General features: G+C 69.6%; 18 protein-coding genes. 2 read left to right on the top strand and 16 right to left on the bottom strand.

Annotation, left to right across the window (positions count from 1 at the left end; genetic code table 11):
• Positions 1-38 precede the first annotated feature (38 nt).
• From ACFY1L_RS21200 to ACFY1L_RS21145, 12 genes are all read right to left on the bottom strand, one after another.
• Entirely contained in the window at positions 39-2,408 is a 2,370-nt protein-coding gene (locus ACFY1L_RS21200) for an arylsulfatase (protein WP_388826185.1), read from the bottom strand.
• Between the two features lie 211 nt (positions 2,409-2,619).
• Complete coding sequence (locus ACFY1L_RS21195; RefSeq protein ID WP_388826182.1) at positions 2,620-3,510, bottom strand: LysR family transcriptional regulator; 891 nt, start codon at positions 3,508-3,510, stop codon at positions 2,620-2,622.
• Between the two features lie 55 nt (positions 3,511-3,565).
• Positions 3,566-4,168 carry a sarcosine oxidase subunit gamma gene (locus ACFY1L_RS21190; protein ID WP_388826179.1) on the bottom strand — a complete coding sequence of 201 codons (603 nt, stop codon included), beginning with the start codon at positions 4,166-4,168 and terminating at the stop codon, positions 3,566-3,568.
• Positions 4,161-7,397: a sarcosine oxidase subunit alpha family protein gene (locus ACFY1L_RS21185; RefSeq protein WP_388826177.1), complete on the bottom strand. Its 3,237-nt coding sequence runs from the start codon at positions 7,395-7,397 to the stop codon at positions 4,161-4,163. The genes ACFY1L_RS21190 and ACFY1L_RS21185 overlap by 8 nt, the downstream gene beginning before the upstream one ends.
• 11 nt (positions 7,398-7,408) lie before the next feature.
• Positions 7,409-8,641, bottom strand: coding sequence for a sarcosine oxidase subunit beta family protein (locus tag ACFY1L_RS21180; RefSeq protein ID WP_388826174.1), 1,233 nt, complete (start codon positions 8,639-8,641; stop codon positions 7,409-7,411).
• Positions 8,638-9,924 carry a serine hydroxymethyltransferase gene (gene glyA / locus ACFY1L_RS21175; protein WP_388826171.1) on the bottom strand — a complete coding sequence of 429 codons (1,287 nt, stop codon included), beginning with the start codon at positions 9,922-9,924 and terminating at the stop codon, positions 8,638-8,640. The genes ACFY1L_RS21180 and glyA overlap by 4 nt, the downstream gene beginning before the upstream one ends.
• On the bottom strand, positions 9,921-10,781 hold the full coding sequence (locus tag ACFY1L_RS21170; protein WP_388826168.1) for a bifunctional methylenetetrahydrofolate dehydrogenase/methenyltetrahydrofolate cyclohydrolase: 861 nt from the start codon (positions 10,779-10,781) through the stop codon (positions 9,921-9,923). The genes glyA and ACFY1L_RS21170 overlap by 4 nt, the downstream gene beginning before the upstream one ends.
• A gap of 22 nt (positions 10,782-10,803) precedes the next feature.
• The gene (locus tag ACFY1L_RS21165; RefSeq protein WP_388826165.1) at positions 10,804-13,242 is read right to left on the bottom strand and encodes an FAD-dependent oxidoreductase; all 2,439 of its coding nucleotides are present in this window, start codon (positions 13,240-13,242) and stop codon (positions 10,804-10,806) included.
• A 217-nt stretch (positions 13,243-13,459) separates the two neighbouring features.
• Positions 13,460-14,422, bottom strand: a complete 963-nt coding sequence (locus ACFY1L_RS21160) for an ABC transporter substrate-binding protein (protein WP_388826162.1) — start codon at positions 14,420-14,422, stop codon at positions 13,460-13,462.
• Between the two features lie 14 nt (positions 14,423-14,436).
• A complete protein-coding gene (locus tag ACFY1L_RS21155) occupies positions 14,437-16,437 on the bottom strand; it encodes an ABC transporter permease (RefSeq protein WP_388826159.1) in 2,001 nt (666 codons plus the stop codon).
• Positions 16,437-17,525 carry a glycine betaine/L-proline ABC transporter ATP-binding protein gene (locus tag ACFY1L_RS21150; RefSeq protein ID WP_388826156.1) on the bottom strand — a complete coding sequence of 363 codons (1,089 nt, stop codon included), beginning with the start codon at positions 17,523-17,525 and terminating at the stop codon, positions 16,437-16,439. Before ACFY1L_RS21150 ends, ACFY1L_RS21155 begins: the two co-directional genes overlap by 1 nt.
• Positions 17,526-17,545: 20 nt before the next feature.
• The gene (locus tag ACFY1L_RS21145) at positions 17,546-19,015 is read right to left on the bottom strand and encodes an aldehyde dehydrogenase family protein (protein WP_388826153.1); all 1,470 of its coding nucleotides are present in this window, start codon (positions 19,013-19,015) and stop codon (positions 17,546-17,548) included.
• 219 nt (positions 19,016-19,234) lie between these two features.
• On the opposite strand from ACFY1L_RS21145, the gene purU reads away from it, so the two are divergent.
• Positions 19,235-20,107, top strand: a complete 873-nt coding sequence (purU, locus tag ACFY1L_RS21140) for a formyltetrahydrofolate deformylase (RefSeq protein WP_123963576.1) — start codon at positions 19,235-19,237, stop codon at positions 20,105-20,107.
• A gap of 104 nt (positions 20,108-20,211) precedes the next feature.
• Here the strand turns inward: purU and ACFY1L_RS21135 are convergent, their stop codons facing one another.
• From ACFY1L_RS21135 to betA, 3 genes are read right to left on the bottom strand one after another with little or no spacing between them, the layout of a single operon-like run.
• Positions 20,212-20,637 (bottom strand): hypothetical protein, encoded by a 426-nt coding sequence (locus ACFY1L_RS21135; protein ID WP_388826150.1) that lies wholly within the window; start codon positions 20,635-20,637, stop codon positions 20,212-20,214.
• A 4-nt stretch (positions 20,638-20,641) separates the two neighbouring features.
• Positions 20,642-21,478, bottom strand: coding sequence for a 5,10-methylenetetrahydrofolate reductase (locus ACFY1L_RS21130; RefSeq protein WP_388826148.1), 837 nt, complete (start codon positions 21,476-21,478; stop codon positions 20,642-20,644).
• A 3-nt stretch (positions 21,479-21,481) separates the two neighbouring features.
• A complete protein-coding gene (gene betA / locus ACFY1L_RS21125; RefSeq protein ID WP_388826145.1) occupies positions 21,482-23,158 on the bottom strand; it encodes a choline dehydrogenase in 1,677 nt (558 codons plus the stop codon).
• Between the two features lie 151 nt (positions 23,159-23,309).
• On the opposite strand from betA, the gene ACFY1L_RS21120 reads away from it, so the two are divergent.
• Positions 23,310-24,107 carry an IclR family transcriptional regulator gene (locus ACFY1L_RS21120; protein WP_388826142.1) on the top strand — a complete coding sequence of 266 codons (798 nt, stop codon included), beginning with the start codon at positions 23,310-23,312 and terminating at the stop codon, positions 24,105-24,107.
• Position 24,108: 1 nt separating this feature from the next.
• On the opposite strand, the gene ACFY1L_RS21115 is transcribed toward ACFY1L_RS21120, so the two are convergent.
• Positions 24,109-25,239, bottom strand: coding sequence for an aromatic ring-hydroxylating dioxygenase subunit alpha (locus ACFY1L_RS21115; protein WP_388826139.1), 1,131 nt, complete (start codon positions 25,237-25,239; stop codon positions 24,109-24,111).
• Positions 25,240-25,278: the final 39 nt, after the last annotated feature.

The raw sequence follows: 25,278 nt of genomic DNA, 5'->3' as shown, positions 1-25,278 counted from the left end.
CCGCCCGGCGTCCCGGCCGCCGGACGGCGCACAGCAGTTCACTGGGCCCCCATGACGCGTCGGTGCAACCCGCCGTCGAACTCCGCCTGTTCGCCGACGGCAGCGTCGAGGTCGATGCGGACCGTGTGCACGATCCCCGTGAACTCGTTGTCGAGGACGGGATAGTCGTCGGTCACCGGTGTGCTCAGGTCCACTCCCACGTCGAGGGTCTCGTCGAAGGAGAAGTAGTACGGGATGGTCTGCTCGACCCGGCCGGTGGCGTGCCGTTCGCCGTCGACCAAGAGGGTGGCGGTGCCGCCCTTGCCGAGCCCTGCGCCGTCGTAGTCGAACTCGAGCCGCACCTCGTGCCGTCCCGGCGTCAGGGGCCTCTCGCCGCGCACGGTGTACAGGCTCATCCCGAAGTAGTTGTAGACGTAGGCCGGTTTTCCGTCGGTGACGTACAGGGACCAGCCGCCGAACCGGCCGCCCTGCGCGATGAGCACGCCCTCGGCCGGCGTACCGGGCGTCTGGGGTGTCTCGATGTCCGCGGTGATGCTGTGCGAGCGGTTCTTGATGTTGGGGGTGGTCTCCTCCGTGAACCGTCGCATGCCGCCGCGGTAGGTCACGGAGGTGCGGTCGCCGAGCAGGTCGATGCGTCCGGCGACGGCGGGGTTCTCCCGTTCGGTGACGCGGTCGTCCAGCGGGAAGACCTGGTACTTGGCCGCCTCGATGAGGAACAGGTCCTGCAACCGGCGCAATTTCTCCGGGTGTTGGGCGGCGAGGTCGTGGGCCTGGCTCCAGTCCCTGGTGAGGTCGTACAACTCCCAGACGTCGTCGGCGAATCGCTTGTTCTTGTCGGGCACCATCTCCCACGGGATGCCGTGCCGGGTGACCGCCATCCAGCCCTCGTGGTAGATGCCGCGGTTGCCGCACATCTCGAAGTACTGCGTACGACGGTGCTCGGGCGCCTCGGGATCGGTGAGCGTGCGCCACATGCTGGTGCCCTCGATGGGCTGCTGTGTGACGCCGTCGACGCTGAACGGTGCCGGGACGCCGACGCAGTCCAGGATCGTCGGGAGTACGTCGATGACGTGGGAGAACTGGTGGCGCAGGCCGCCGGGTTCGGCCACTCCCCGTGGCCAGTGCAGGATCATGCCGTCCCGGGTGCCGCCGAAGTGCGAGGCCACCTGCTTGGTCCACTGGTAGGGGGTGTTGAGTGCCAGCGCCCAGCCCGCCGGGGCGATCGGGTAGCTGTGGGGGCCGCCGATCTCGTCGAGGTGCTCGATCATCTCGTCCGGGTCGTCGACGATACCGTGGCCGAGCCGGTGCTCGACGACGGTGCCCTCGATGCCGCCCTCGCCCGAGGCGCCGTTGTCGCCGAGGATGTAGAGGATCAACGTGTTGTCCAGCTCGCCGAGTTCGTCGAGGGCGTCGAGAAACCGGCCGACCTGGACGTCGGCGTGTTCGGTGAAGCCGGCGAAGGTCTCCATGAAGCGGGCCGCCAACCGGCGTTGGTTGTCGGCGAGTTCGTCCCAGTGGGGCACGCCCTCGGCCCAGTTCGCGAGGTCCGCGTCCGCGGGCACCACGCCGAGTTCCTTCTGCCGCTGCAGGGTCAGTTCGCGCTGGCGGTCCCAGCCGTGGTCGAAGTGTCCGCGGTACTTCTCCTGCCATTCCGGGGCTACGTGCAGCGGTGCGTGCGCGGCGCCGAGGGCGAGGTAGGTGAAGAACGGGCGGCCCGGGGTCAGGGTGCGCTGGGTGCGCACCCAGTCGACGGCGTGGTCGACGAGGTCCTCGGAGAGGTGGTAGCCGTCCTCGGGGCGGCGGTCCGGCTCGACGGGGGTGGTGCCCTGGTAGAGCAGCGGGTACCAGTGGTTCATCTCGGCGCCCATGAACCCGTAGAAGGTGTCGAAGCCCTCGCCGGTCGGCCAGCGGTCGAACGGCCCGACCGCGCTGATCTCCCGCGGCGGGGTCTGGTGCCATTTGCCGAAGGCGGCGGTGCTGTAGCCGTTGCCCTGCAGGATCTGGGCGAGAGTGGCCGCGCTGCGCGGGCGGAAGCCGTTGTATCCGGGGGCCGCCGTGGTCATCTCGGTGGTGCCGCCCATGCCGACGGAGTGGTGGTTGCGTCCGGTCAGCAGGGCCTGGCGGGTCGGTGAGCACAGGGCCGTGACATGGAAGCGGGTGTAGCGCAGTCCGCCCTCGGCGAGGCGTTCCGCGGCCGGCATCTCGCACGGTCCGCCGAAGGCGCTGGAGGTGCCGAAGCCGAGGTCGTCGACGAGCACGATCACGACGTTCGGTGCGCCCTGCGGTGGCGGGACCGGGCCGATGGGTGTGAAGGGCGTCTGCTGCTCGTGGACGTCCATCGCGGTCGTCAGGGGCCGACGGAAGTCGGGGCGGGGAAGGATGTGCCGTCCGGCGTCGAACTCAGTCATGCATTTCTCCGATGCGGTCCGCCGGGGAAATTTCACAAACTTTTCGCAATGCCGAATCAATGGCGCAATGCAGCTGGACTTCCGCTGCATGTCCGCCCGCGGCTCAGTAAAAATGTCAGTCGGCGTCGACGCAGGTCAACAAGGTGCGGAGAATCGCCCTGAACCGGTTTTGAATGAAGGCGGTAGAAAACTTCTATACCTGCAGCAGGCGTCAGCCTTCGGCCGGTAAGGCCGGTGCGGCCGCCAGATCGACGAAGGCCTGGGCGGCGGGCGAGAGCGGGCCCGACCGCCAGACGAGGCGTCCGTGGCGCAGCAGTTGGGGGCGGTTGGAGAGCATGCGGGCCCCGCGCAGCTCGGCGTCCCGGGCCATGGAGGCGGGCAGCAGGGAGGCGCCGACGCCGGAGAGGACCAGCGGCACGATCATCGCGCGGTGCGCGGTCTCCACCACGATCCGCGGTTCGACGCCGAGCGCGGTGCACACGTCGTCCACCGCCACCCGGGTCTCGGTGCCCGGTGGCGTCACGATCAGGTCCAGCGCGGCCAGTTCGCGCGAGGTGATGGTGCTGCCCGGCGGATGCGGGTGGTCCGGCGGCAGCACGACGTGCATCTCCTGCGCCGGCAGGTCGATCCCGCTGAGGTCACCGGTGGGCACCGAGGCGTCCACCAGTCCGAGCTCGCACCGGCCGGCCCCGACCATGACCGCCACGTCGGCTCCGCGCTCCGGGTCCACCACGCGCACGGAGACCTTCGGATGCGCGCGGTGGAAGCGCCCGAGCATGCCGGCGAGCGGATCGACGGAGAGTGTCGTCTGGGAGACGATGTCGAGCCGCCCGCCCTCCAGGCCGAGGACCTCGCGCACCAGGGAGCCCGCGGTGGCGAGGTCCCGCAGGACCTGCTGGGCCGGCCGCACGAGCGCCTCACCGGCCGCGGTGAGCACGACGCCGTGCGGAAGGCGGTGAAAAAGACTTCCGCCGAATTCGCGCTCCAGGGCCCGAATGGCATGCGACAGCGAGGGCTGGGCGACATGGAGCGCAATGGCCGCGGCTGTGAATCCGCCGTGTTCGACCACGGCGATGAAGTATTCCAGCTGACGTCGTTCCATCGGGTCTCCGTGAATTTCGGGTCACACTGTCACCCGGCTGACGGAGACCCGATGTTCACACGTATTCCGTCGCCGCGTCCAGTATCCAGTCCGTGAGATAGCCGGCGAAGGAAGAGCGGACCAGTACCCAGAATCCGGCCCTGGGTTCGTCGCGGGCGACCAGGACGACCTGGGTGCGGCCCAGGGTGGTCTGGGCGCAGCGGCCGGGGGCGAAGGACCGCGGGTGCAGGTCCAGTGCACAGCCGTGGGCCAGCAGGTCGCGGGCGCTGGAGCCCGCGACCAGGAGCGTGGTGCGCTGGGCGGAGACGTCGGTGACGGAGACCGGTTCGTCCCCGGCGGCTTCCCTGATACGGCCCTCGAGGTCGCGCTGCGTCCCCGGCGGGCCGACCAGCAGCCACTCGTCCGGTCCGAGCCACAGGGCGGTCAACTCCCCTGCACGGACAACCGTGTTGGGCTCCAGGGGCAGTTGGAGTCCCAGCGTCAGGCCTACTGCGTCCGCCGCGGCTCCCTTGGCGTCCAGGCGGATGTTCAGCTGGGCCAGGAAGGGGAGTTCGGCCAGTCGGATCGCACCCCCGGAGGCGTGCGTCGCGGCGGCCAGGCGGTCCGCGGCGTGCGAAAGGGGGCTGCGGGGCGGGGCGTTGAGTGCGGTGTCAGCCATCGCGACGGGCTCCCTCGGGGTCGTAGAGGACGGGGCTTGCGACGGTCACCGGGACCAGCCGGTCGCCGACGGGGGCGTAGAGCCGCTCGCCGATGCGCTCGCGGCCGCCCTTGATCAGGGCGAGCGCGAAGGTACGGCCGAGGGCGGCGCTGCGATAGCTGGAGGTGACATGGCCGAGCATCGGGACCGGCGGGGCGGGCAGTTCGCTCTCGGCGACCAGGTGGGTGCCCTCGGGGAGGAAGGTGCCCGGGTCCTCCGGGAGCAGGCCGACCAGGTGCTTGCGGTCGGGGCGGACGGTGTCGGCGCGGGCGTAGGAGCGCTTGCCGATGAAGTCGGGCTTCTTCTTGGACACCGCCCAGCTCATGCCGAGGTCCTGCGGGGTGACCGTGCCGTCGGTGTCCTGACCGATGATGGGGTAGCCCTTCTCGGCACGCAGGACGTGCATGGTCTCGGTGCCGTACGGGGTGATGTTGTACGGGGCGCCGGCCTCGTACAGCGCCTCCCAGAGGGCGAGGGCCTCCCACGGTGACACGTTGATCTCGTAGGCGAGTTCGCCGGAGAAGCTGATCCGGCAGACCCGGGCCTCGATGCCGGCGACGGTCGTCTCCCGCCAGGCCATGAACGGGAAGTCGTCGTTGGAGACGGCGAGTTGGGGCGCGAGCGAGCCGAGGACAGCGCGGGACTTCGGGCCGACCAGGGCGACGGTGGCCCACTGCTCGGTGACCGACGTGCAGTGCACCTTGAGCTCCGGCCACTCGGTCTGGAGCCACTCCTCCATCCAGTCCAGTACGGTCGCCGCGTTGCCGGTGGTCGTGGTGACCAGGAAGCGGTCCTGGGCGAGGCGGATGACCGTGCCGTCGTCGAAGACCATGCCGTCCGGGCGGCACATCACGCCGTAGCGGATCATGCCGACCTTCAGGGTGCTCATCATGTTGGTGTAGAGCAGGTCGAGGAAGACGCCTGCGTCCGGGCCCTGCACATCGATCTTGCCGAGGGTGGAGGCGTCCATGAAGGCGACGCTTTCGCGGGCGGCGGCGCACTCGCGCAGGACGGCCGCTTCCATGTCCTCGCCGGACTGCGGGTAGTACCAGGGGCGCTTCCACTGGCCGACGTTCTCGAACAGGGCGTGGTGTGTGACATGCCACTGGTGCAGGGCGGTCGTGCGGACCGGGTCGCTCAGCGCGCCGCGGTCCCGGCCGGCGAGGGCGGCGAAGGAGACGGGGGTGTAGGGCGGGCGGAACGTGGTCGTGCCGAGCGCGGAGATGTCCACGCCGAGCAGTTCCGCGACCACGCCGCTGGCCAGGACGCCGGAGGTCTTGCCCTGGTCGTTGGCGGTACCGGCCGTGGTGTAGCGCTTGGTGTGCTCGACCGAGTTCAGGCCGGCGCCGGTGGCGCGGGCCAAGTCGTCGATGGTGACGTCGCGTTGGAGGTCGACGAAGCTGGGGGCGCCGTCCCGGCCGGGCACGGTGAACACCTGCATGGACGGTGTCGGCTGCGGCTGTGCGGGCACCTGCGGGAGCCGGGGCGTCTCGGCCGTGTAGCCCTCGGCCTCGATCGCGCGGGCGCCGGCGGCGGCACCCTGCGCGAGGACCGCGGCCTGGTCGAACTCGCCGTTCGCACTGCCCGCGACCTCGACGGCCTGGCGGCCGGTGTCGGGGACGAAGGTGCCGAGGGTGTCGTCGTGGCGGAGCTTGCCGCCGGACTGGCTGAACAGGTGCGCCACCGGGTTCCAGCCGCCCGAGACCAGGAGCAGGTCGGCCGCGAACTCCCGTTGTCCTGTGGTCTGTCCGTACGGCGCGACGGTCACGGCGGTCAGCCGCGGCTCGCCCTCCGTGCCGGTGACTGCGTGACCGGGCAGCACCTCGATGCCGGCCGCGCGGGCGCGGTCCGCCCATGCTCCCGGCTCGGGGCGGGTGTCGACGATCGCCGAGATCTCCACGCCGGACGCGGCGAGGTCCAGGGCGGCGGCGTACGCGCTGTCGTTGGTGGTGAACACGACCGCGTGACGGCCGGGCAGGACGCCGTGGCGGTTGACGTAGGTGCGGGCCGAGGCGGCCAGCATCACGCCGGGGCGGTCGTTGTCCGCGAAGGCCAGGGAGCGCTCGTGGGCGCCGGTGGCGAGGACGACTCGGCGAGCGCGGATGCGGTGGACTCGTTCGCGGGAGACGTTCTGCGGGGCTTCGGCGCCGAGGTGATTGGTTCGGCGTTCCACGGCGAGGAGGTGGTTGTCGTCGTAGTAGCCGAAGACGGTCGTACGGCGCAGGACGCGGACGTCGGGGGCGGCGTCGAGTTGCGTGGCCAACTCGTCGACCCAGTCGAGGAGTTCGCCGGAGCCGAGGAGGCTGCCGCCGAGTTCGGGACGGTCGTCCGCGATGATCACGCGGGCGCCGCTGCTTGCTGCCGCGGCTGCCGCTGCGAGGCCGGCGGGACCGGCGCCGACGATCAGGAGGTCGCAGTGGGCGTGTACGGCGTCGTAGCGGGCCGGGTCCGGGTCGGTGGCGAGGCGGCCCTGGCCGGGGAGGCTGGTCGCGACCAGGCCGTCGTAGAGCTCGACGGTGGTCGCGGGGAGCATTGGCTCCGGGAAGGGTTCCTCGATCTGGATGACTGCGTTGGGTTCTTCGACGCCGGCGGAGAAGATGCCGCGCGGGCGGCCCAGCTTGATGCTGGTGCCGGCCTGGATGACGCCGTTGGCCAGGAGGGCCGACGCGAGGGTGTCGCCGCGGAAGCCCTGGTACTCAGTGCCGTCGAAAGTGAAAGTGACGGGGTGGTTGCGGTCGACTCGGCCGCCCGCGGCCAGGCGGTTCGGTTGGGTGGTCAGCCGTGCTGGGGGCTCTGCCCCCGGACCCCCGATCGGCCCTGAAGGGGCCTCGTCCTCAAACGCCGGACGGGCTGGTTGTGCCGGACCCGGCTGAGAAGTGACCGGACCCGGCTGGGAAACAACCGCGCGCGGCTCGAAGGTACCCGGACGCTCCTCCCCCGCCCGGTACACCGCCAAGATCTCGTTCGTCGACGTGTCCCGTACCGCGTTGAACCAGCGGCGGCAGCCCGCCGAGTGGCTCCAGCGCTCGGCGAAGGGGCCCTTGGGGTTGTCGCGGAAGAACAGGTACCGCGCCCACTCCTCGTCGGTGAGGTCGGCCGGGGTCTGCGGATACGGGACGTGCGCCTGGCCGCCGTAGTGGAACTCGGCCTCGTCGCGGGGCCCGCACCACGGGCAGGGGATGAGCAGCATGGATCGGCTCCCTAGTGGGCCACCGCGGCCGCGCCGTGCTCGTCGACGAGCGCGCCGGTGGTGAAACGGTCGAGCGAGAAGGGGGCGTTGAGCGGGTGGGGGGTGTCGTTGGCGATGGTGTGGGCGTAGACCCAGCCGACGCCGGGGGTGGCCTTGAAACCGCCCGTGCCCCAGCCGCAGTTGAGGTACAGGTTGTCGACGGGGCTGAGGCCGACGATCGGCGAGGCGTCGGGGCTGACGTCGACGATGCCGCCCCAGGTGCGCAGCACATGCGCCCGGGCGAAGACCGGGAAGAGTTCCAGGGCCGCCGCCATCTGGTCCTCGATGATGTGGAACGCGCCGCGCTGGGTGTAGGAGTTGTACGAGTCGATGCCCGCGCCCATCACCAACTCGCCCTTGTGCGCCTGGCTGACGTACACGTGGACGGCGTTGGACATGACGACGGTCGGGTGGACCGGTTCCAGGAGCTCGGAGACCAGTGCCTGCAACGGGTGGCTCTGGACCGGGAGTTCGATGCCCGCCATGGCGGCCAGGACCGACGTGTGGCCGGCCGAGCAGAGTGCCACCTTGCCGGCCGCGATCGGGCCGAGGTTGGTCTGGACGCCCACCACCCGGCCGCCGACCACGTCCAGGCCCGTGACCTCGCAGTTCTGGATGATGTCGATGCCGGCCGCGTCCGCGGAGCGGGCGTAGCCCCAGGCCACGTAGTCGTGCTTGGCGATGCCGGCGCGCGGCTGGTAGGTGGCGCCGAGGACCGGGTAGCGCACGTCGGGTGAGATGTTGACGATCGGGCAGACCTCTTTGACCTGCTCGGCGTCGAGCCACTCGGCGTCGACGCCGTTGAGGCGGTTCGCCTCGACGCGGCGGACGCTGTCGCGGACGTCCTGGAGGCTGTGGGCGAGGTTGAGCACGCCGCGCTGGGAGAAGAGGATCGGGTAGTCGAGCTCCTCCTCCAGGTTCTCCCAGAGCTTGAGCGCATGCTCGTAGATGCCGGCGCTCTCGTCCCAGAGGTAGTTGGAGCGGATGATCGTGGTGTTGCGGGCCATGTTGCCGCCCGCGAGCCAGCCCTTCTCCAGCACCGCGACGTTGGTGATGCCGTGGTTCTTCGCCAGGTAGTGGGCGGTGGCCAGGCCGTGTCCGCCGCCGCCGACGACGATGACGTCGTACGAACGCTTCGGCTCGGGCGTGCGCCAGAGGAAGTCCGGGTGGTCGGGGAGGTCGGCGCCGGGGGTGGTGGGGCTCATCGGGCGTCTCCTGAGGCACCGGAGAGGTGCGGGTAGAGCGGGTGCTTGGCCGCCAGCGCCTCCGTGCGGGCGCGCAGCGCGGCGGTGTCGGGCTCCGGCTGGAGCGCCAGCGCGATCACGTCGGCGACCTCGGCGAAGTCCTCCTCGGTGAAGCCGCGAGTCGCCAGGGCCGGGGTGCCGATGCGCAGGCCCGAGGTGACCATGGGCGGGCGCGGGTCGAAGGGGACGGCGTTGCGGTTGACCGTGATGCCGATCTCGTGGAGCAGGTCCTCGGCCTGGCGGCCGTCCAGTTCCGAGTCGCGCAGGTCGACCAGGACCAGGTGCACGTCCGTGCCGCCGGTCAACACCTTCACCCCTGCCGCCGCCGCGTCCGGCTGCGTGAGGCGCTCGGCGAGGATGCGGGAGCCGGCCAGCGTGCGGGCCTGGCGCTCGGCGAACTCCGGTGACGCGGCGACCTTGAACGACACCGCCTTCGCGGCGATGACGTGCTCCAGCGGACCGCCCTGCATCCCGGGGAACACCGCCGAGTTGATCTTCTTGGCGAGGTCGGCCTCGTTGGTGAGGATGACTCCGCCGCGCGGGCCGCCGAGCGTCTTGTGCGTCGTCGTGGTCGTCACGTGGGCGTGCGGTACGGGGTTCGGGTGCAGCCCGGCTGCCACCAGCCCCGCGAAGTGCGCCATGTCGACCATCAGCAGCGCGTCCACCTCGTCGGCGATCCGACGGAAGGCCGCGAAGTCCAGCTGCCTCGGGTACGCCGACCAGCCCGCGATGATCATCTTGGGGCGGTGTTCCTTGGCGAGGCGCTCCACCTCGTCCATGTCGACCAGGTAGTCCGTCTCCGACACGTGGTAGGGCACCACGTTCAGCATCTTGCCGCTGTAGTTGATGCGCATGCCGTGCGTGAGGTGACCGCCGTGCGCGAGGTCGAGGCCGAGGATGGTGTCGCCGGGCTGCAACAGGGCGAAGAACACGGCCGTGTTGGCCTGGGCTCCCGAGTGCGGCTGGACGTTGGCGAACCCGGCCCCGAAGAGGGACTTGATCCGCTCGATCGCCAGCCGCTCGGTGACGTCGACGTGTTCGCAGCCGCCGTAGTAGCGGCGGCCGGGGTAGCCCTCGGCGTACTTGTTGGTGGCGACCGAGCCCTGGGCCTCCATCACCGCGGTGGGCGCGAAGTTCTCGGAGGCGATCATCTCGAGGGTGGACTGCTGGCGGTGCAGTTCGGCGGCGAGCGCGGCGTGGACCTCGGGGTCCAGCTCCGCCAGCGGGGTGTTCAGCGCGTTCATACGGCGTTCGCGTTCCTCTCGGCGGCCTCGACGACGTTGGCGAGCAACATCGCCCGGGTCATGGGGCCCACGCCCCCGGGCATCGGCGCGAGCCAGCCGGCGACCTCGGCGGCCTCCGGGTGGATGTCGCCGACCAGCCCGTTCTCGGTGCGGGTGATACCGACGTCCAGGACGGCCGCGCCGGGGCGCAGCATGTCCTTGGTGATCAGTCCGGGCGAGCCGGCGGCCGCGACGACGATGTCGGCCTCGCGGACGTGCCAGGCCAGGCCCTTGGTTCCGGTGTGGCAGAGGGTCACGGTGGCGTTCTCGGAGCGGCGGGTGAGGAGGAGACCGATGGGCCGTCCGACCGTGATGCCGCGTCCGATCACACAGACCCTGGCTCCGGCGATCGGCACCTCGTAGCGGCGCAACAGCTCGACGATGCCGCGCGGGGTGCAGGGAAGCGGCGCCTCGGTGCCGAGGACGAGCCGGCCGAGGTTGACCGGGTGCAGCCCGTCGGCGTCCTTGGCCGGGTCCATACGCGCCAGTACGGCGTTGGCGTCCAGGTGCTTCGGGAGCGGGAGCTGGACGATGTAGCCGGTGCAGGCCGGGTCGGCGTTCAGCTCGTCGATGACGTCCTCGACCTGCTGCTGCGAGGCGTCGGCGGGCAGGTCGCGGCGGATGGAGGCGATGCCGACCTGCGCGCAGTCGCGGTGCTTGCCGGCGACGTAGGCACGACTGCCGGGGTCGTCGCCGACCAGGACGGTGCCCAGGCCCGGCGGACGGCCACCGTTCGCGGTCAACTTGGCCACGCGCTCGGCGAGTTCGCGGCGGATGTCGGCGGCGGTCGCCTTGCCGTCCAGGAGTTGTGCGGTCACCGGCGGTACCTCTTCCCCTCGGTCAGCCACGGAGGCGGGACATCGTCGGGTCGAACAGGGGCTCCTCGGCCACGACCGCCTCGAAGCGCTGGTCGAAGTAGCCGATGTGCAGGGTGGTTCCGGGAGTGGCGAGTTCGGCCGGGAGCCAGGCGTAGGCGATCCCCTTGCCGATCGTGTAGCCGTAGGCCGCGCTGGTGACGTAGCCGACGGCGCGGTCGCCGTCGTACACCGGCTCCTTGCCCAGGACGACCGACTGCGGGTCGGCGATGGTGAGGCAGGTGAGCTTGCGCCGTACGTCGGCCTTGCGGCGCTCCAGCGCCTCCTTGCCGACGAAGTCGCCCTTGTCGAGCTTGACGGCGAAGCCGACGCCGGCCTCGTACGCGTCGTGCTCGTAGGTCATGTCGGTGCCGAAGGAGCGGTAGCCCTTCTCCAGGCGCAGGCTGTTGAAGGCGCCGCGGCCGGCGATGATGCCGCCGAGCGGTTCGGCCGCCGCCCAGAGGGTGTCCCAGAGCTTCTCGCCCAGGTCGGCGGTGGTGTACAGCTCCCAGCCCAGTTCACCGACGTACGACAGGCGCATGGCCGTCACCGGCACGCTGCCGATGTGGGCGCGCTTGGCGCGGAAGTACTTCAGGCCGTCGTTGGTGAAGTCCTCGTCCGTCAGCGGCTGCAGGACCTTGCGGGCCAGCGGGCCCCACAGGCCGATACAGCAGGTGCCGGGGGTGATGTCGCGGACCTGGACCGTGCCGTCGGCGGGCAGGTGGCGGGTGAACCAGTCGAGGTCCAGGTTGCCGTTGGCGCCGACCTGGAAGAGGTCGCGGGCGAGGCGGGCGACGGTGATGTCGCTGCGGATGCCGCCGTCGTGGTCGAGCAGGAGCGTGTACGTCACCGAACCGACCGACTTGGCGACCTTTCCGGTGACCAGGCCCTCCAGGAAGTCGGCGGCACCGGGGCCGCTGACCTCGAGGCGCTTGAGGGCCGTCATGTCGTACAGGGCGACGGTCTCCCGGGTGCGCTGTGCCTCGGCGCCGACGATGGGCGACCAGTACTGCGCGGCCCAGTGGTTGGGGGTGGGGATGGAGCGGCCCTCGACGAGCGAGGCGTTGGCCTCGTACCACTGCGGGCGCTCCCAGCCGTTGGCCTCCAGGAAGAAGGCGCCGTGCTCCTGCTGGCGGGCGTAGAAGGGGCTCTTGCGGATCGGGCGCGGCTTACCCGAGGGCTGGAGCGGGTGGAGGATGTCGTAGACCTCGACGAAGTTCTGGCAGTCGCGGGCCAGGACGTACTCCGGGGTCAGCTGGTGCGGCTCGAAGCGGTTGACGTCGCACTCGTGCAGGTCGAAGGAGGAGCAGTAGCCGTCGACCAGCCATTCGGCCATCGCCCGGCCGACGCCGGCGGAGTGCGTGACCCACACGGCCTCGGCGACCCAGAAGCCCTTGACGTCCTGGGACTCGCCGAGCAGCGGGTAGTTGTCGGTGGTGAAGGAGAAGAGGCCGTTGATGCCTTCCTCGACCTTGGCCTCCTGCGTCGCGGGGAGCAGGGACTGGGTCTCGGCCCAGGCGTCGGCGAAGTCGTCCTCGGTGAACTTCAGGACCGAGGGCATGGACTCGGCCTCGTCGACGGAGAGGATCTCGTCGGCGGTGATGGGCATCGGGCGGTGGCCGTAGTAGCCGATGCCGATGCCGTCGAAGCGGTCGCGGTAGTAGAGGTCGGCGTCCTGGTGGCGCAGGATCGGGCGCACCGCCTCCTCGGTCTGGCCCGCGAGCGCCGGTATGGGGCCGGTCCAGGCGAGCTGGTGGGCGAGCGGCGTGAGCGGGAGGTTCATGCCGACCATGCGGGCGATCTTCGGGCCCCAGATGCCGGCGCAGCACACCACGATGTCGGCGGGGATCTCGCCCTGGTCGGTGAGGACGCCGGTGACGCGGCCGTCGGCCTGGAGTACGTCCAGGACCTCGTGGCGGGCGCGGAACGTGACGCCGCGCTCGGTGGCCCGGCGGATCTGCGCCTCGACGGCGAGGACCGCCTTGGCGAGACCGTCGGTCGGGACCAGCAGGCCGCCGAGGACCCTGTCGCGGTTGACCAGCGGGTGCTGCTCGACGCACTCGTCGGCGGTCAGCAGCCGGGCCTCGATGCCCCAGGCGGTGATCCAGCCGTGGCGGCGGTGCAGCTCCGCCAGGCGCTCGGGGGTGGTCGCCACCTCGAGGCCGCCGACCTGCAGGAAGCAGGGCTTGCCGTCGACGTCGAGGGAGCAGAACTTCTCGACGGTGTAGCGGGCCAGCTCGGTCATGGTCTTGGACGAGTTCGTCTGGAAGACCAGGCCCGGGGCGTGCGACGAGGACCCCCCGGTCGCGGGGAGCGGGCCCTGGTCGACCACGGTCACTTCGGTCCAGCCTCGTGCGGAGATCTCGTCCGCGAGGGCCGCTCCCACGACACCCGCTCCGATGATCACCACTCGGGGTCCCGCCATCGCCGCACCTCCGAAATCAAAACCAGCTAGTTGCTTTCTGCGCAACGTGATTCAGGTTGCGCAACTCAATGTGCCTGGCGCGGGGAGGGGGTGTCAAGGGGTCCGTGACGTCGGAAAACGGCCCGAAACACACCCCCTGGACACGGCAATGCCCGGCGGGCGGCGCGTACCTGCACGCACCGCCCGCCGGGCATGTTCGACCGGCTTGTGGACTCGGCTACTTGATCCAGGCGTCGACCTTGTCCTTGTTGGCCTCGACCCACTTCTTGGCCGCCGCGTCGTCGGACAGCTTGTCCTGGGCGATGTACTTGGCGACCTCGTTCTGGTCGTCGTTCGTCCAGTTGAAGTTCTTCACCAGGTTGTAGGCGGGGCTGCCCGACTTGGCGAACTTCGTACTGACGATCTTGTTCAGGTTGTAGATCGGGTAGTCGCAGGCGACCTTCGCCGCGTCGGCGTCACAGCCCGTCTTGTAGGCGGGCAGGGAGACCTTCTTCAGCGGGACCTCGGACAGGAACCACTGCGGCTCGTAGAAGTAGCCGATCACCCACTTCTTGTTCTTCTCGGCGTCGCGGAAGGCCGTGATGAGGGCGGCCTCACTGCCCGCGTACACCACCTTGAAGTTCAGCTTCAGGTTCTTCACCAGCGCCGCGTCGTTGGTGACGTACGACGGGTCGCCGTCCAGCAGCTGGCCCTTGCCGCCCGACTCGGACGTCTTGAACTTCGACGCGTACTTGTTGAGGTTCTTGTAGTCGAGGATGTCGGGGTGCGCCTTGGCCAGCCACGGCGGCACGTACCAGCCGATGATGCCCTTGTTGCCGGTCTGGCCGGCGTCCACGGCGGTCTTCTGCTGGTCGATGTACTTCTTCACCAGATCGGCGTGGCCCCAGTTCTCCAGGACCGCGTCGACCTCGCCGGTGCCGAAGCCCTGCCAGGCGATCTCTTCCTTCAGGTTCTTCTTGTTGACCGTGCAGCCGAGGTTGTGCTGCGCGACGTACGCGACGACCGCCGCGTCGGCCTCGTAACCCACCCAGGGGTTGACCGCGAGGTTGAACGTGCCGCACTTGCCCGAGCTGCCCGCGCTGTCGGAACCCGAGTCGCCGACCTTCGCCCCGCCGCACGCGGTCAGGGTGAGGCCGAGGACGGCCAGGCCGGCCGCGCCGGCTCGCCAGTGTCTTGCCATGGTGTCCTGCTCCTTTAAGCGCCCGCGCGTCGCGCCGCTGCCTGAGTGATCCGGTCGAACATGACTCCGAGCAGTACGATGGCGAGTCCTGCCGCCAGCCCCTTGCCGTACAGCTCTCCCTGCGAGAATCCGGCCACGACGTCGTAGCCGAGGGCGCCCGCGCCTACCAGGCCGCCCACAACAACCATCGACAGCACGTAGATCAGGCCCTGGTTTGTCGCAAGCGTCAGGGCACTGCGTGACATCGGCAGTTGAACCTTGGTGATGATCTGCCAGGTGTTGCACCCGGCGGAGGTGGCCGCCTCCACGGTGGTCTCGGGCACCGCCCGGATCCCGTCGGCGATGATCTTCATGGCGACGGGCGCCCCGTAGACGATCGCGGCGACGATGGCCGTGAAGCGGGTGGCGCCGAACAGCGCGAGGAACGGCACGAGGTAGACGAACGGCGGCATGACCTGGGCCGCGTCCAGGGTGGGCCGGATCATGCGGTCGGCCATCATGCTGCGGCCCATCCACACACCGAAGACGATGCCGAGGATCATCACGAGCACCGTCGCGACGATCGTCGAGGCCATCGTCGTCATGGCGTCCGACCACACGCCGGTGGCGACCAGCAGGCCCACGCACACGGCCGTGGTGATCCCGGCCTTCCAGCCGCCCAGCACCACTGCCAGTGCGACCAGCACCGCGCCGACGAGCCACCACGGGGAGTCGGTGAGCAGCGTCTGGAACGGGTTGAGCAGGCCGTTGGTGATGGCGTCGCGGAAGGCGTTGGTCAGGCCGGACAGGTTGTCCTGCACCCAGTTGGCCGCGGTGTCCGTCGCGCTCGCGATGTGGGTTCCGACGGTGCCGTCACCGGGGAAGTCGGCGGCCCACAGGTAGGTGTGCGAGAGGTAGATCAGGACCACGGTGACCACGGCGCCGGCGGCGAGCAGCGGCCTGCGCCACTTCTCGAAGCGGTTCTTGGAGTTGCGTGCGTGCTCCTCGCGGGCGCTGGCCGCGGTCGTGACCCGGTCCAGCACGATCGCCATGATCACGATGGCGAGGCCCGCGTTGAAGGCCGTGCCGACGTCGAGCGACTGCAGTGCCTGGAGGACGTTCACGCCGAGGCCCGGCGCGTTGATCAGGGCCGCGATGGTCACCATGGCCAGGGCGGCCATGATGGTCTGGTTGACGCCCATCACCACGGTCCGCTTGGACATCGGCAGCAGGACCTTCAGCAGCGACTGGCGGCGCGTGGCGCCCAGTGAGTCGGCCGCCTCGACCGTCGTCTTCGACACGTTGCGGATGGCGTGCGCCGTGATGCGGATCGTCGGCGGGGCCGCGTAGATCACTGTGGCGATCGTGGCGGACGCACCGCCGATGAGGAAGAACAGGGTCAGCGGCGCCAGGTAGACGAAGGTCGGCATCGTCTGCATGAAGTCCAGGAAGGGCGTCATGAGCCGGTTGAACCGGTCCGAGAGACCGGCCCACACCCCGAGCGGGATCGCGAACAGCAGGGCCACGAACACGGCGCACAGGATGAGCGCCAGGGTGTCCATGCTCTCCTGCCACAGGCCCTGCAGCCCGAAGAAGGTGAAGCCGGCCACGGCCAGCAGGGCGACCTTCCAGTTGCCCACGGCCCAGGAGACGAATCCGGCGAGGCCGACGACGCCGAGCCAGCCGATCTGCGGGACCGGGCGGGCGCCGGACGGCTGGGAGATCAGGTGCTGGACGAAGGTCACCAGGTTGTCGATGACCAGCCGGATCTCGTTGAAGAAGTACAGGAAGAGCGGGTTGGAGTTGCGGTTGGCGCCGATGGAGTCGTTGAAGTCGTTGATCCACCGGTGCAGGTCGGTCAGATCGGCCACCGCCAGGGACAGGGTCTGCTTGCCGCGCAGGACGGCGAACAGCACCAGCCAGACGACGAGGATCGCGCCGATCACCATCGGCCGGCTGACCTTGCGCGCCCCCTTGGCGGGCGCGGCCGGTTCTACGGCCTCTGTTTTCTCGGGTTTCTCTATGGCGACGGTCATTACGCGCCGCCTTCCTGCCCGGCGACCACCGCGAGGATCTCCTCGTCGCCGACGATGCCGAGCAGCTTGCCGTTCTCGACGACCTTGACCGGCTTGTCGGCGGCCAGGACGACCCGGGTGGCCTCCTTCACCACGACATCCGGGCCCAGCTCCGGGCCGTCCAGGTCGTCGCCGTCCTCCAGGCCGCGCATGATCCAGCGCAGCGTGAGCACGTCGCCGCGCGGCACGTCCTTGACGAACTCGCGTACGTAGTCGTCGGCGGGGGCGCCCACGAGCTCGTCGCCGGTGCCGCACTGGACCATCTTGCCGTCGCGCATGATCAGGATGCGGTCGCCCAGCTTGAGGGCCTCGGAGAGGTCGTGGGTGATGAACACCATGGTCTTGCCGACCTCGTGGTGCAGCCGGATGACCTCGTTCTGCATGTCCCGGCGGATCAGCGGGTCCAGCGCGGAGAACGGCTCGTCGAAGAAGAGCACGTCCGGGTCGCCGGCCAACGCCCTTGCCAGGCCCACGCGTTGCTGCATACCGCCGGAGAGCTGGTCGGGGTAGGAGTTCTCGTAGCCGGCGAGGCCGACCAGCTCGACGACCTCCAGGGCCCGCTTGGTGCGCTCGGCCCTGCCCATGCCGCGGATCTCCAGGCCGAAGGCCACGTTGTCCACCACCCTGCGGTGGGGCAGCAGCCCGAAGTGCTGGAAGACCATGGAGAACTTGCTGCGGCGCAGTTCGCGCAGCCGCTTGTCGTCGGCCTCACGGATGTCCTGGCCCTCGAAGACGATCTCACCGGAGGTGGGTTCGATCAGCCGGGTGAGACATCGCACCAGCGTGGACTTGCCGGAGCCGGACAGGCCCATGACGACGAAGACCTCGCCGGGCGCGACCTCGAAGTTGACGTCGCGTACGGCGGCGGTGCATCCGGTGCGGTCCATGAGCTCGCGGCGGCTGAGCCCGCACAGCTCCTCCGATTCCGGCACCCGGTCGGCCTTCGGCCCGAACACCTTCCACAGATTGCGTACGGATATGACGGGCATGCCGTCCGAGTCCTGAGGCGTGCCGCGCCGCTGCGCCACCTCGGTCTGTGTGGGGGTCACGATCGACCTCTTTTCGGCGTTCAGCCGCGGAACCAGTGCTGCGGCCGGGGTTGGATGTTCTGCCAGATGTGCTTGGGCTCTCGGTACTCGTTCAGGCCGGACGGTCCCAGTTCCCGGCCCACGCCCGAGTGCCCGAAGCCACCCCATTCCGCCTGCGGCACATAGGGGTGGTAGTCGTTGATCCACACCGTGCCGTGGCGCAGCCGCCGGGCGACCCGCTGGGCCTTCCCGGCGTCCTGCGTCCAGACGGCGCCGGCGAGTCCGTACTCGGTGTCGTTGGCGATGCGTACGGCATCGTCCTCGTCGGTGAAGCGCTCGACGGTCAGCACGGGCCCGAAGGACTCCTCGTGCACGACGCTCATGTCCTGCGTGCACTCGGCGAGCACGGTCGGCGGGTAGTAGTGGCCGCTGGCGAGGGCCGGGTCGTCCGGCCGCTCACCGCCACATCGCAGTACGGCGCCCTCGGCGATGCCGGCTGCGACGTACGCCTCGACCTTCGCCAGGTGCTGCGCGGAGATCAGCGCGCCGGTCTCGGCCTCGGGGTCGAAGGGCCCGCCCAGGCGGATCTGCCGGGCACGGCGGACGACCTCGTCGACGAAGCGGTCGTGGATCGAGTCCTCGACGATCAGCCGGGCGCCCGCCGAGCAGACCTGCCCGGAGTGCAGGAAGACGGCCGTGAGAGCCATGTCCACGGCCGTCTCGAAGTCGGCGTCGGCGAAGACGACGTTCGGATTCTTGCCGCCGAGCTCCAGCGCCACCTTCTTCACGCTCGCCGCGGCGGTGGCCATGATCCGCTTGCCGGTCTCCAGGCCGCCGGTGAAGGACACCATGTCGACGGCCGGGTCCTCGGAGAGCGGGGCGCCCACCTCCGGGCCGGTGCCCAGGACGAGGTTGGCGACACCGGCCGGCAGTCCGGCCTCCTCCAGGGCCTTCATCAGCAGGATGGAGGTGGAGGGGGTGAGCTCGCTGGGCTTCAGGACGATCGTGTTGCCGGCGAGGAGAGCCGGGGCGACCTTCCAACTGGCCTGCAGCAGCGGGTAGTTCCAGGGGGTGATGAGCCCGCAGACACCGACCGGCTCGTAGACGACCCGGCTGACGGCGTCGTCCCGTCCGGTGTCGATCACACGGCCCGCGTCGGTACCGCCCAGCCCGCCGTAGTAGCGGAAGCAGGAGACGACGTCGGCGATGTCGTACTCGCTCTCCACCAGCCGCTTGCCGGTGTCCAGCGACTCGGCGCGGGCGAACTCCTTCGCGTCGCGCTCGAGGATGTCGGCGGTGCGCAGCAGCACGGCGCCGCGCTCGCGCTCGGGGGTGGAGGGCCAGGGGCCCTCGTCGAAGGCGCGGCGGGCCGCGGCGATCGCCGCCTCGGAGTCGGGACGTGTCCCTTCCGATACGGTCGCGGAGAGCGTGCCGTCGGCGGGACATCGGATCTCCCGGAGGCCTCCGGCCACCGGATCCCGCCATTCACCGGCCACATACAGATCTGCCACGCGCCAAGCCCTTCAGCTGAAATGCGTTGCGCATCGTGCATTCAATTGCTTGTGGTGGAACACCCTGGCGAAAGCGCACACATACGTCAAGTGGTTGGCGGATGACGATTTCGCATTGCGGGCTCTTGTCCGGCCACCCTTGACCGCGAGCGGGCACTGAGCCGACCATGTTGCGTATCGCTCACCTTGTTGTGCAATACGCACCGACGGAGGCCGCACATGTCCCCTCGTCCTCAACCCGGCCGTGAGTACGTCCTCACTCTCTCGTGTCCCGACAGCGCGGGACTGGTCCATGCCGTGAGCGGCTTCCTCGTCCGCAACTCCGGCAACATCCTGGAAAGCCAGCAGTTCGATGATCGACTCCAGGGCCGTTTCTTCATGAGGGTCCACTTCGACGTTTCCGATCCAAACGCGGATCTGGAAACTCTGCGTTACCGATTCGGTCCCGTCGCCGAGGCCTACCGCATCTCCTGGAAGCTCTGGGACGCCTCGACCCCGACCCGCACGCTCATCATGGTGTCCAAGTTCGGTCACTGCCTGAACGACCTTCTCTTCCGCCGGCGCACCGGTGCCCTCAACATCGAGATCCCGGCGATCGTCTCCAACCACCGGGACTTCGAGGGGCTGGCCGAGACGTACGGCATCCCCTTCCACCACGTCCCGGTGACCAAGGAGACCAAGCCGGAAGCCGAGGCACGCCTCCTCGAGCTGGTGCGCGAGCTGGACGTCGACCTGGTGGTGCTGGCCCGCTACATGCAGGTCCTCTCCGACGACCTGTGCAAGCAGTTGGAGGGCCGGGCGATCAACATCCACCACTCCTTCCTGCCCAGCTTCAAGGGCGCACGCCCCTACGTCCAGGCCTACGACCGCGGAGTGAAGCTCGTCGGCGCGACGGCGCACTACGTGACCTCGGACCTCGACGAGGGCCAGATCATCGAACAGGACGTGGTCCGCGTCGACCACTCCCTCGACCCCGGCGAGCTGGTCACGGTCGGCCGGGACGTGGAGGCCCAGGTACTGGCCCACGCGGTGAAGTGGCACAGCGAGAGCCGGGTGATGGTGGACGGCAACCGCACCGTGGTCTTCCGCTGAGCGGTGCCACGACGAAGGGCGGGCCGGATCTCCGGCCCGCCCTTCGTCGTATACGGCGATCGTGTACGGCTTTCGTGCATGGCTTTCGCGTACGGCCGCCCGGCTCAGCCGCGCCCGCTCCCGGAACCCCGGGCCCAGCGCCGCAGCCGCGCCACGCACTGCGCCTTCGCTTCCCCGAGCGACGCGAACTCGCCGCCACCGCTCATGAACGCCGTGACCGGCGTCCACCGGCTACGGCCCGTGGCCGTCCGCCAGCGGACCGCGGGAAAGTCCGTGACCGCCCGAATCCGCTGCCGCGGAATCACCCGGGTCCACAGCAGCCCTCGCACCACGAGCCGGTCGGCCTCGCAGCGCACGCCGATCCGGTAACCACGGACGGCCAGCATCGCGCTCAGGGCGACGACGATCGCGGCAGCGCACCGGGACAGCGCGTCCGCGCTCCCGGCACCGTAGGCGACGGCGCCCGCCGCCGGCACGGCCCAGGGCGCCGCGCAGGCCACCCGCGCCACCGTCGGCGGCAGTATCTCCACGGCCTCAGCCTACGAGCCGGTCCAGCAGCGCCCGGCGCCACGCCTCCGTCTCGGCGATCTGGTTGAAGGTGAACAGGTGTAGGCCCGCCACCCCGACCGAGGACGCGTCCAGGGTCTCCTCGGTGCGGGTCAGGAGCTTGTCGGGTGAGTAGCCCCCGGGCGCCGCGAACCGCAGGAACCAGGACGCGTGCTTCGTGAGGAAGCGTGTCGACTCCCCCACGCCGATCTTCGTGGCCATCGCGAGCAGCTTCGTCCGCTGCACCGGCCCCGCCACACCCAGGTACACGGGCAGGGTGACGTGCCGGCGCCGTATCCGGGCGATCCACTCCCCCAGCACCCGCGGGTCGAAGCACAGGTTGCTCACGATGTACGTGGCGTGCGCGCGCTTGTCCCACATCGCCTGGATGGTGAGGTCGTCGTGGATGAGGGGATGGCTCTCGGGGTAGCCGGTGATGCCGACGTGCGTGAAGGGGGCGTCCAGCTCGGTCAGGCGGCGCAGGACCGGCAGGGCGCCCTCGTAGGACCCCGCCGGTGGGTCCGCGTCGCCCGCCGGTACGAAGACGTCGTCCACGCCCGCCTCGCCGAGCCGGTCGACGACCTCCTTCAGGTGCGCGTCGTCGCGCAGCAGCCGCGCGGGCACGTGCGGGACGACACGGTAGCCGTGCGCCGCGAGCCGGCCGGTGAGTTCGAGGGTCGGCTCCAGGCCCTTGACCGGCGACGCCGTGATGGTGACCACGACGTCGCGCGGGACATGGGCGAGGACCTTCTCCTCGGTCGCCTTCGCGGGCAGCACCTCGTAGCGGACGCTCTCCAGCAGCGCCCTCAGTCCTGCGGCGCCCAAGGTCTACCCGGCCTGCGTCTCGGCGTCGCGAAGGCGGTAGTACGCGGCCTTCGACGGGGCGAGGGGCTCCTTGCCCAGGATCAGGTCGGCGGCCTTCTCGGCGACCATCATCACCGGCGCGTAGATGTTGCCGTTGGTGACGTACGGCATCACCGACGCGTCGACGACCCGCAGGCCCTCCACGCCGTGCACCCGCATGCTCGTGGGGTCGACGACGGACATCTCGTCGGTGGAGGGGCCCATCTTGCAGGTGCAGGACGGGTGCAGCGCGGTCTCGCCGTCCTTGGCGACCCAGTCGAGGATCTCCTCGTCGGTCTCGACGGACGGTCCGGGCGAGACCTCCCCGTCGTTGTAGGGGGCGAGCGCGGGCTGGTTGAGGAGCTTGCGGGCCACCCGGATCGCCTCGACCCACTCACGGCGGTCCTGCTCGGTGGAGAGGTAGTTGAAGCGCAGGGCCGGGTGCTCGCGCGGGTCCTTGCTCTTGATCTTCACGGAGCCGATCGCGTCGGAGTACATCGGGCCCACGTGGACCTGGTAGCCGTGTCCGCCCGCGGGCACGGAGCCGTCGTAGCGCACTGCGATGGGCAGGAAGTGGAACATCAGGTTGGGGTAGTCCACGTCCTCGTTGCTGCGTGCGAAGCCGCCGGCCTCGAAGTGGTTCGTCGCCGCCGGGCCCTTCCTGAACAGCCACTGCAGGCCGATGAAGGGGGCGCGCCACTTGGCCAGGTACGGCTGCATCGAGACGGGCTGCTTGCAGGCGTACTGGATGTAGACCTCGAGGTGGTCCTGCATGTTCTCGCCGACGCCCGGCAGGTCGTGCACGACGTCGATGCCGAGCGCGCGCAGCTCCTCGGCGTTGCCGACGCCGGACAGCTGCAGCAGCTGCGGGGAGTTGATCGCGCCGCCGCAGAGGATGACCTCCTTGGCGCGCACCTGCTGCAGGGCGCCCTTGCCGCGCTGGTACTCGACGCCGACGGCCTTCTTGCCCTCGAAGAGGACGCGGGTGACGAAGGCGCGGGTCTTGATGGTCAGGTTGGGCCGCTTCCTGACGGGCTTGATGTACGCCTTCGAGGCCGACAGCCGGCGTCCGCGGTGGACGTTGCGGTCGAACTTGGCGAAGCCTTCCTGCCGGTACCCGTTGACGTCGTCGGTGGGCGCGTAGCCCGCCTCCTCGGTGGCCTTGAGGAAGGCGCCGAACAGCGGGTTGGTGGCCGGGCCGCGCTCGAGGACGAGGGGGCCGTCGTGGCCGCGGAACTCGTCGTCCGGGTCGGCCGCGAGACAGTTCTCCATGCGCCGGAAGTAGGGGAGACAGTGGGCGTAGTCCCAGGTCTCCATACCGGGATCGGCGGCCCAGCGCTCGTAGTCCATCGGATTGCCGCGCTGGAAGATCATGCCGTTGATGCTGCTGGAGCCACCCAGCACCTTGCCGCGGGCGTGGTAGATCCGGCGGCCCCCCATGTGGGGCTCCGGCTCGGACTCGTACTTCCAGTCGTAGAACCGGCTGCCGATCGGGTACGTCAGCGCCGCGGGCATGTGGATGAAGACGTCCCACGGGTAGTCGGACCGGCCGGCCTCCAGGACCAGGACCTTGTTGGCCGGGTCCGCGGAGAGTCTGTTCGCCAGTGCACTGCCGGCCGAACCGCCGCCGACGATGACGAAGTCGTATTGCAGGGGAGCCATGGTGCCTCGTCTCGCTCGCGCCGTAGATACGCGAGGCATGCTAGTACCAGTAGCGCTATACGCACTAGGTTGCGAGCCACGCAACTTACGTGGTCTTCGTTTCGACTCGGTTACTTGCAAGGGTGTTGTTTACTGCGCGTATAGTTTCGTTGTGAGCAACCACAGCCAAGACACCGAAACGTCAAATTCGCAGGCCGGCGGAGTCCAGTCGGTCGACCGAGCCATCAGCGTCCTCGAGATCCTGGCCCAGCGTGGCGAGGCGGGCGTCAGCGAGGTGGCCGCCGAGATCGATGTTCACAAGTCCACCGCCTTCCGCCTGCTCGGCGCCTTGGAGGCGCGCGGCCTGGTGGAACAGGCGGGCGAGCGCGGCAAGTACCGGCTCGGCTTCGGCATCGTACGCCTCGCCGGCGCGGTCACGGGACGTATCGACATCACGCAGCAGGGCCGCCCGGTGTGCGAGCGTCTCGCCGAGGAGATCGGCGAGACGGTCAACATCGCGGTGCTCCAGGAGCACTACGCGATCAACCTCTACCAGGTGCGCGGCCCCGCGGCGGTCACCGCGCACAACTGGGTCGGCCAGCTGACCCCGCTGCACGCGACGTCGAGCGGCAAGGTCCTGCTGGCGTACCTGCCGGCCAAGGAGCGCGCCGCGCTGCTGGCCGAGGGGGGCCTGAAGAAGGTCACGCCGCACACCATCACCTCGAAGGCGAAGCTCGAGAAGAACCTCGCCGAGGTGCGGGAGGCCGGGTACGCCTGGACCAAGGAGGAGCTGGAGATCGGTCTGCACGCCATGGCCGCGCCGGTCCTCGACAGGGACGGCGAGGTCATCGCGGCGGTCACCGCCTCCGGCCCCTCCTACCGCTTCACGGAGGAGCGGATGCGCGAGCTCGCCCCGGTGCTGATCAAGGGCGCCGAGGAGATCAGCCACCGCATGGGCTACCTGGGCTGAGTCACCCCTGGGTGATGCCCAGGCGCTCGTTCACCCAGTCGTGGAAGGCTCCGATGTGGTGCTCGCTCGGCACCAGCACGCCGCCCTTGGCGTACATCCGGGAGCCCATTCCGGGCTGCGTACGTTCGCATGCGTCGAAGTCCTGCTGGTTGACGCGGTGGAACAGCTCCACGGACCGGCTGACGTCCTTGCCGCTCTCCACGACGTGCGGGAGGTAGAGCCAGTCGCACTCGACGACCGTGCGGTCGACGGCCACCGGGTACATCCGGTGGAAGATCACGTGGTCGGGCACGAGGTTGATGAAGACCTGCGGCTTGACGGTGATCGCGTAGTAGCGGCGGTCCTGGTCGTCCGCGACGCCCGGGATGCGGTCGAGCCCTTCGCTGCCGTCGACGGTGAAGCCCTGGACCTCGTCGCCGAACTCCGCGCCGTGGCCGACGTAGTACTGGGCCGCGTAACCGTCCGCGAACTCCGGGAGCACCTCGGTCAGTTCGGGGTGGATCGTGGCGCAGTGGTAGCACTCCATGAAGTTCTCGATGATGAGCTTCCAGTTCGCCTTCACGTCGTAGACGATCCGCTTGCCCACCGAGAGGTTGTCTATGTCGTAGCGCTCGATCGACTCGACGTCGCCGAGCCGCTCCACGATCGCGCCGATGACGTCCTCCTCGAAGGAGGGCGGGTTCTCCGCGAGACACACCCAGACGTAGCCGAGCCATTCCCGGACGGCCACGCTCACCAGGCCGTACTCGGTGCGGCCGACGTCGGGCATCTTGGTGAGGTTGGGGGCCGCGACGAGCTTGCCGTCCAGGCCGTAGGTCCAGGCGTGGTACGGACACTGGAAGGCCCGCTTGACCTCGCCGGACTCCTCGGTGCAGAGCCTGGCCCCGCGGTGCCGGCAGACGTTGAAGTAGGCGCGGATCGAGTTGTCACGCGCGCGTGTGACGAGGATGCTCTCGCGGCCCACGTCGACGGTGCGGAAGGCGCCGGGCTTCGCAAGTTCCGAGGAGCGCGCGGCGCAGAACCACATGGTCTCGAAGATGCGCTCCTGCTCCTGGGCGAAGATCGCCGGATCCGTGTAGGAGGAGCCGGGGAGGGTGGCGATCAGGCTGTCCGGCAGGCTGGTCGAGGTCACGGTGCACTCCTCGGGAAACGTCGTGGAGGGGTCATTCAC

The sequence above is a fragment of the Streptomyces sp. NPDC001663 genome (assembly GCF_042893105.1).
GTDB lineage: Bacteria > Actinomycetota > Actinomycetes > Streptomycetales > Streptomycetaceae > Streptomyces.
This window is presented reverse-complemented; position numbering and strand designations above follow the sequence as displayed.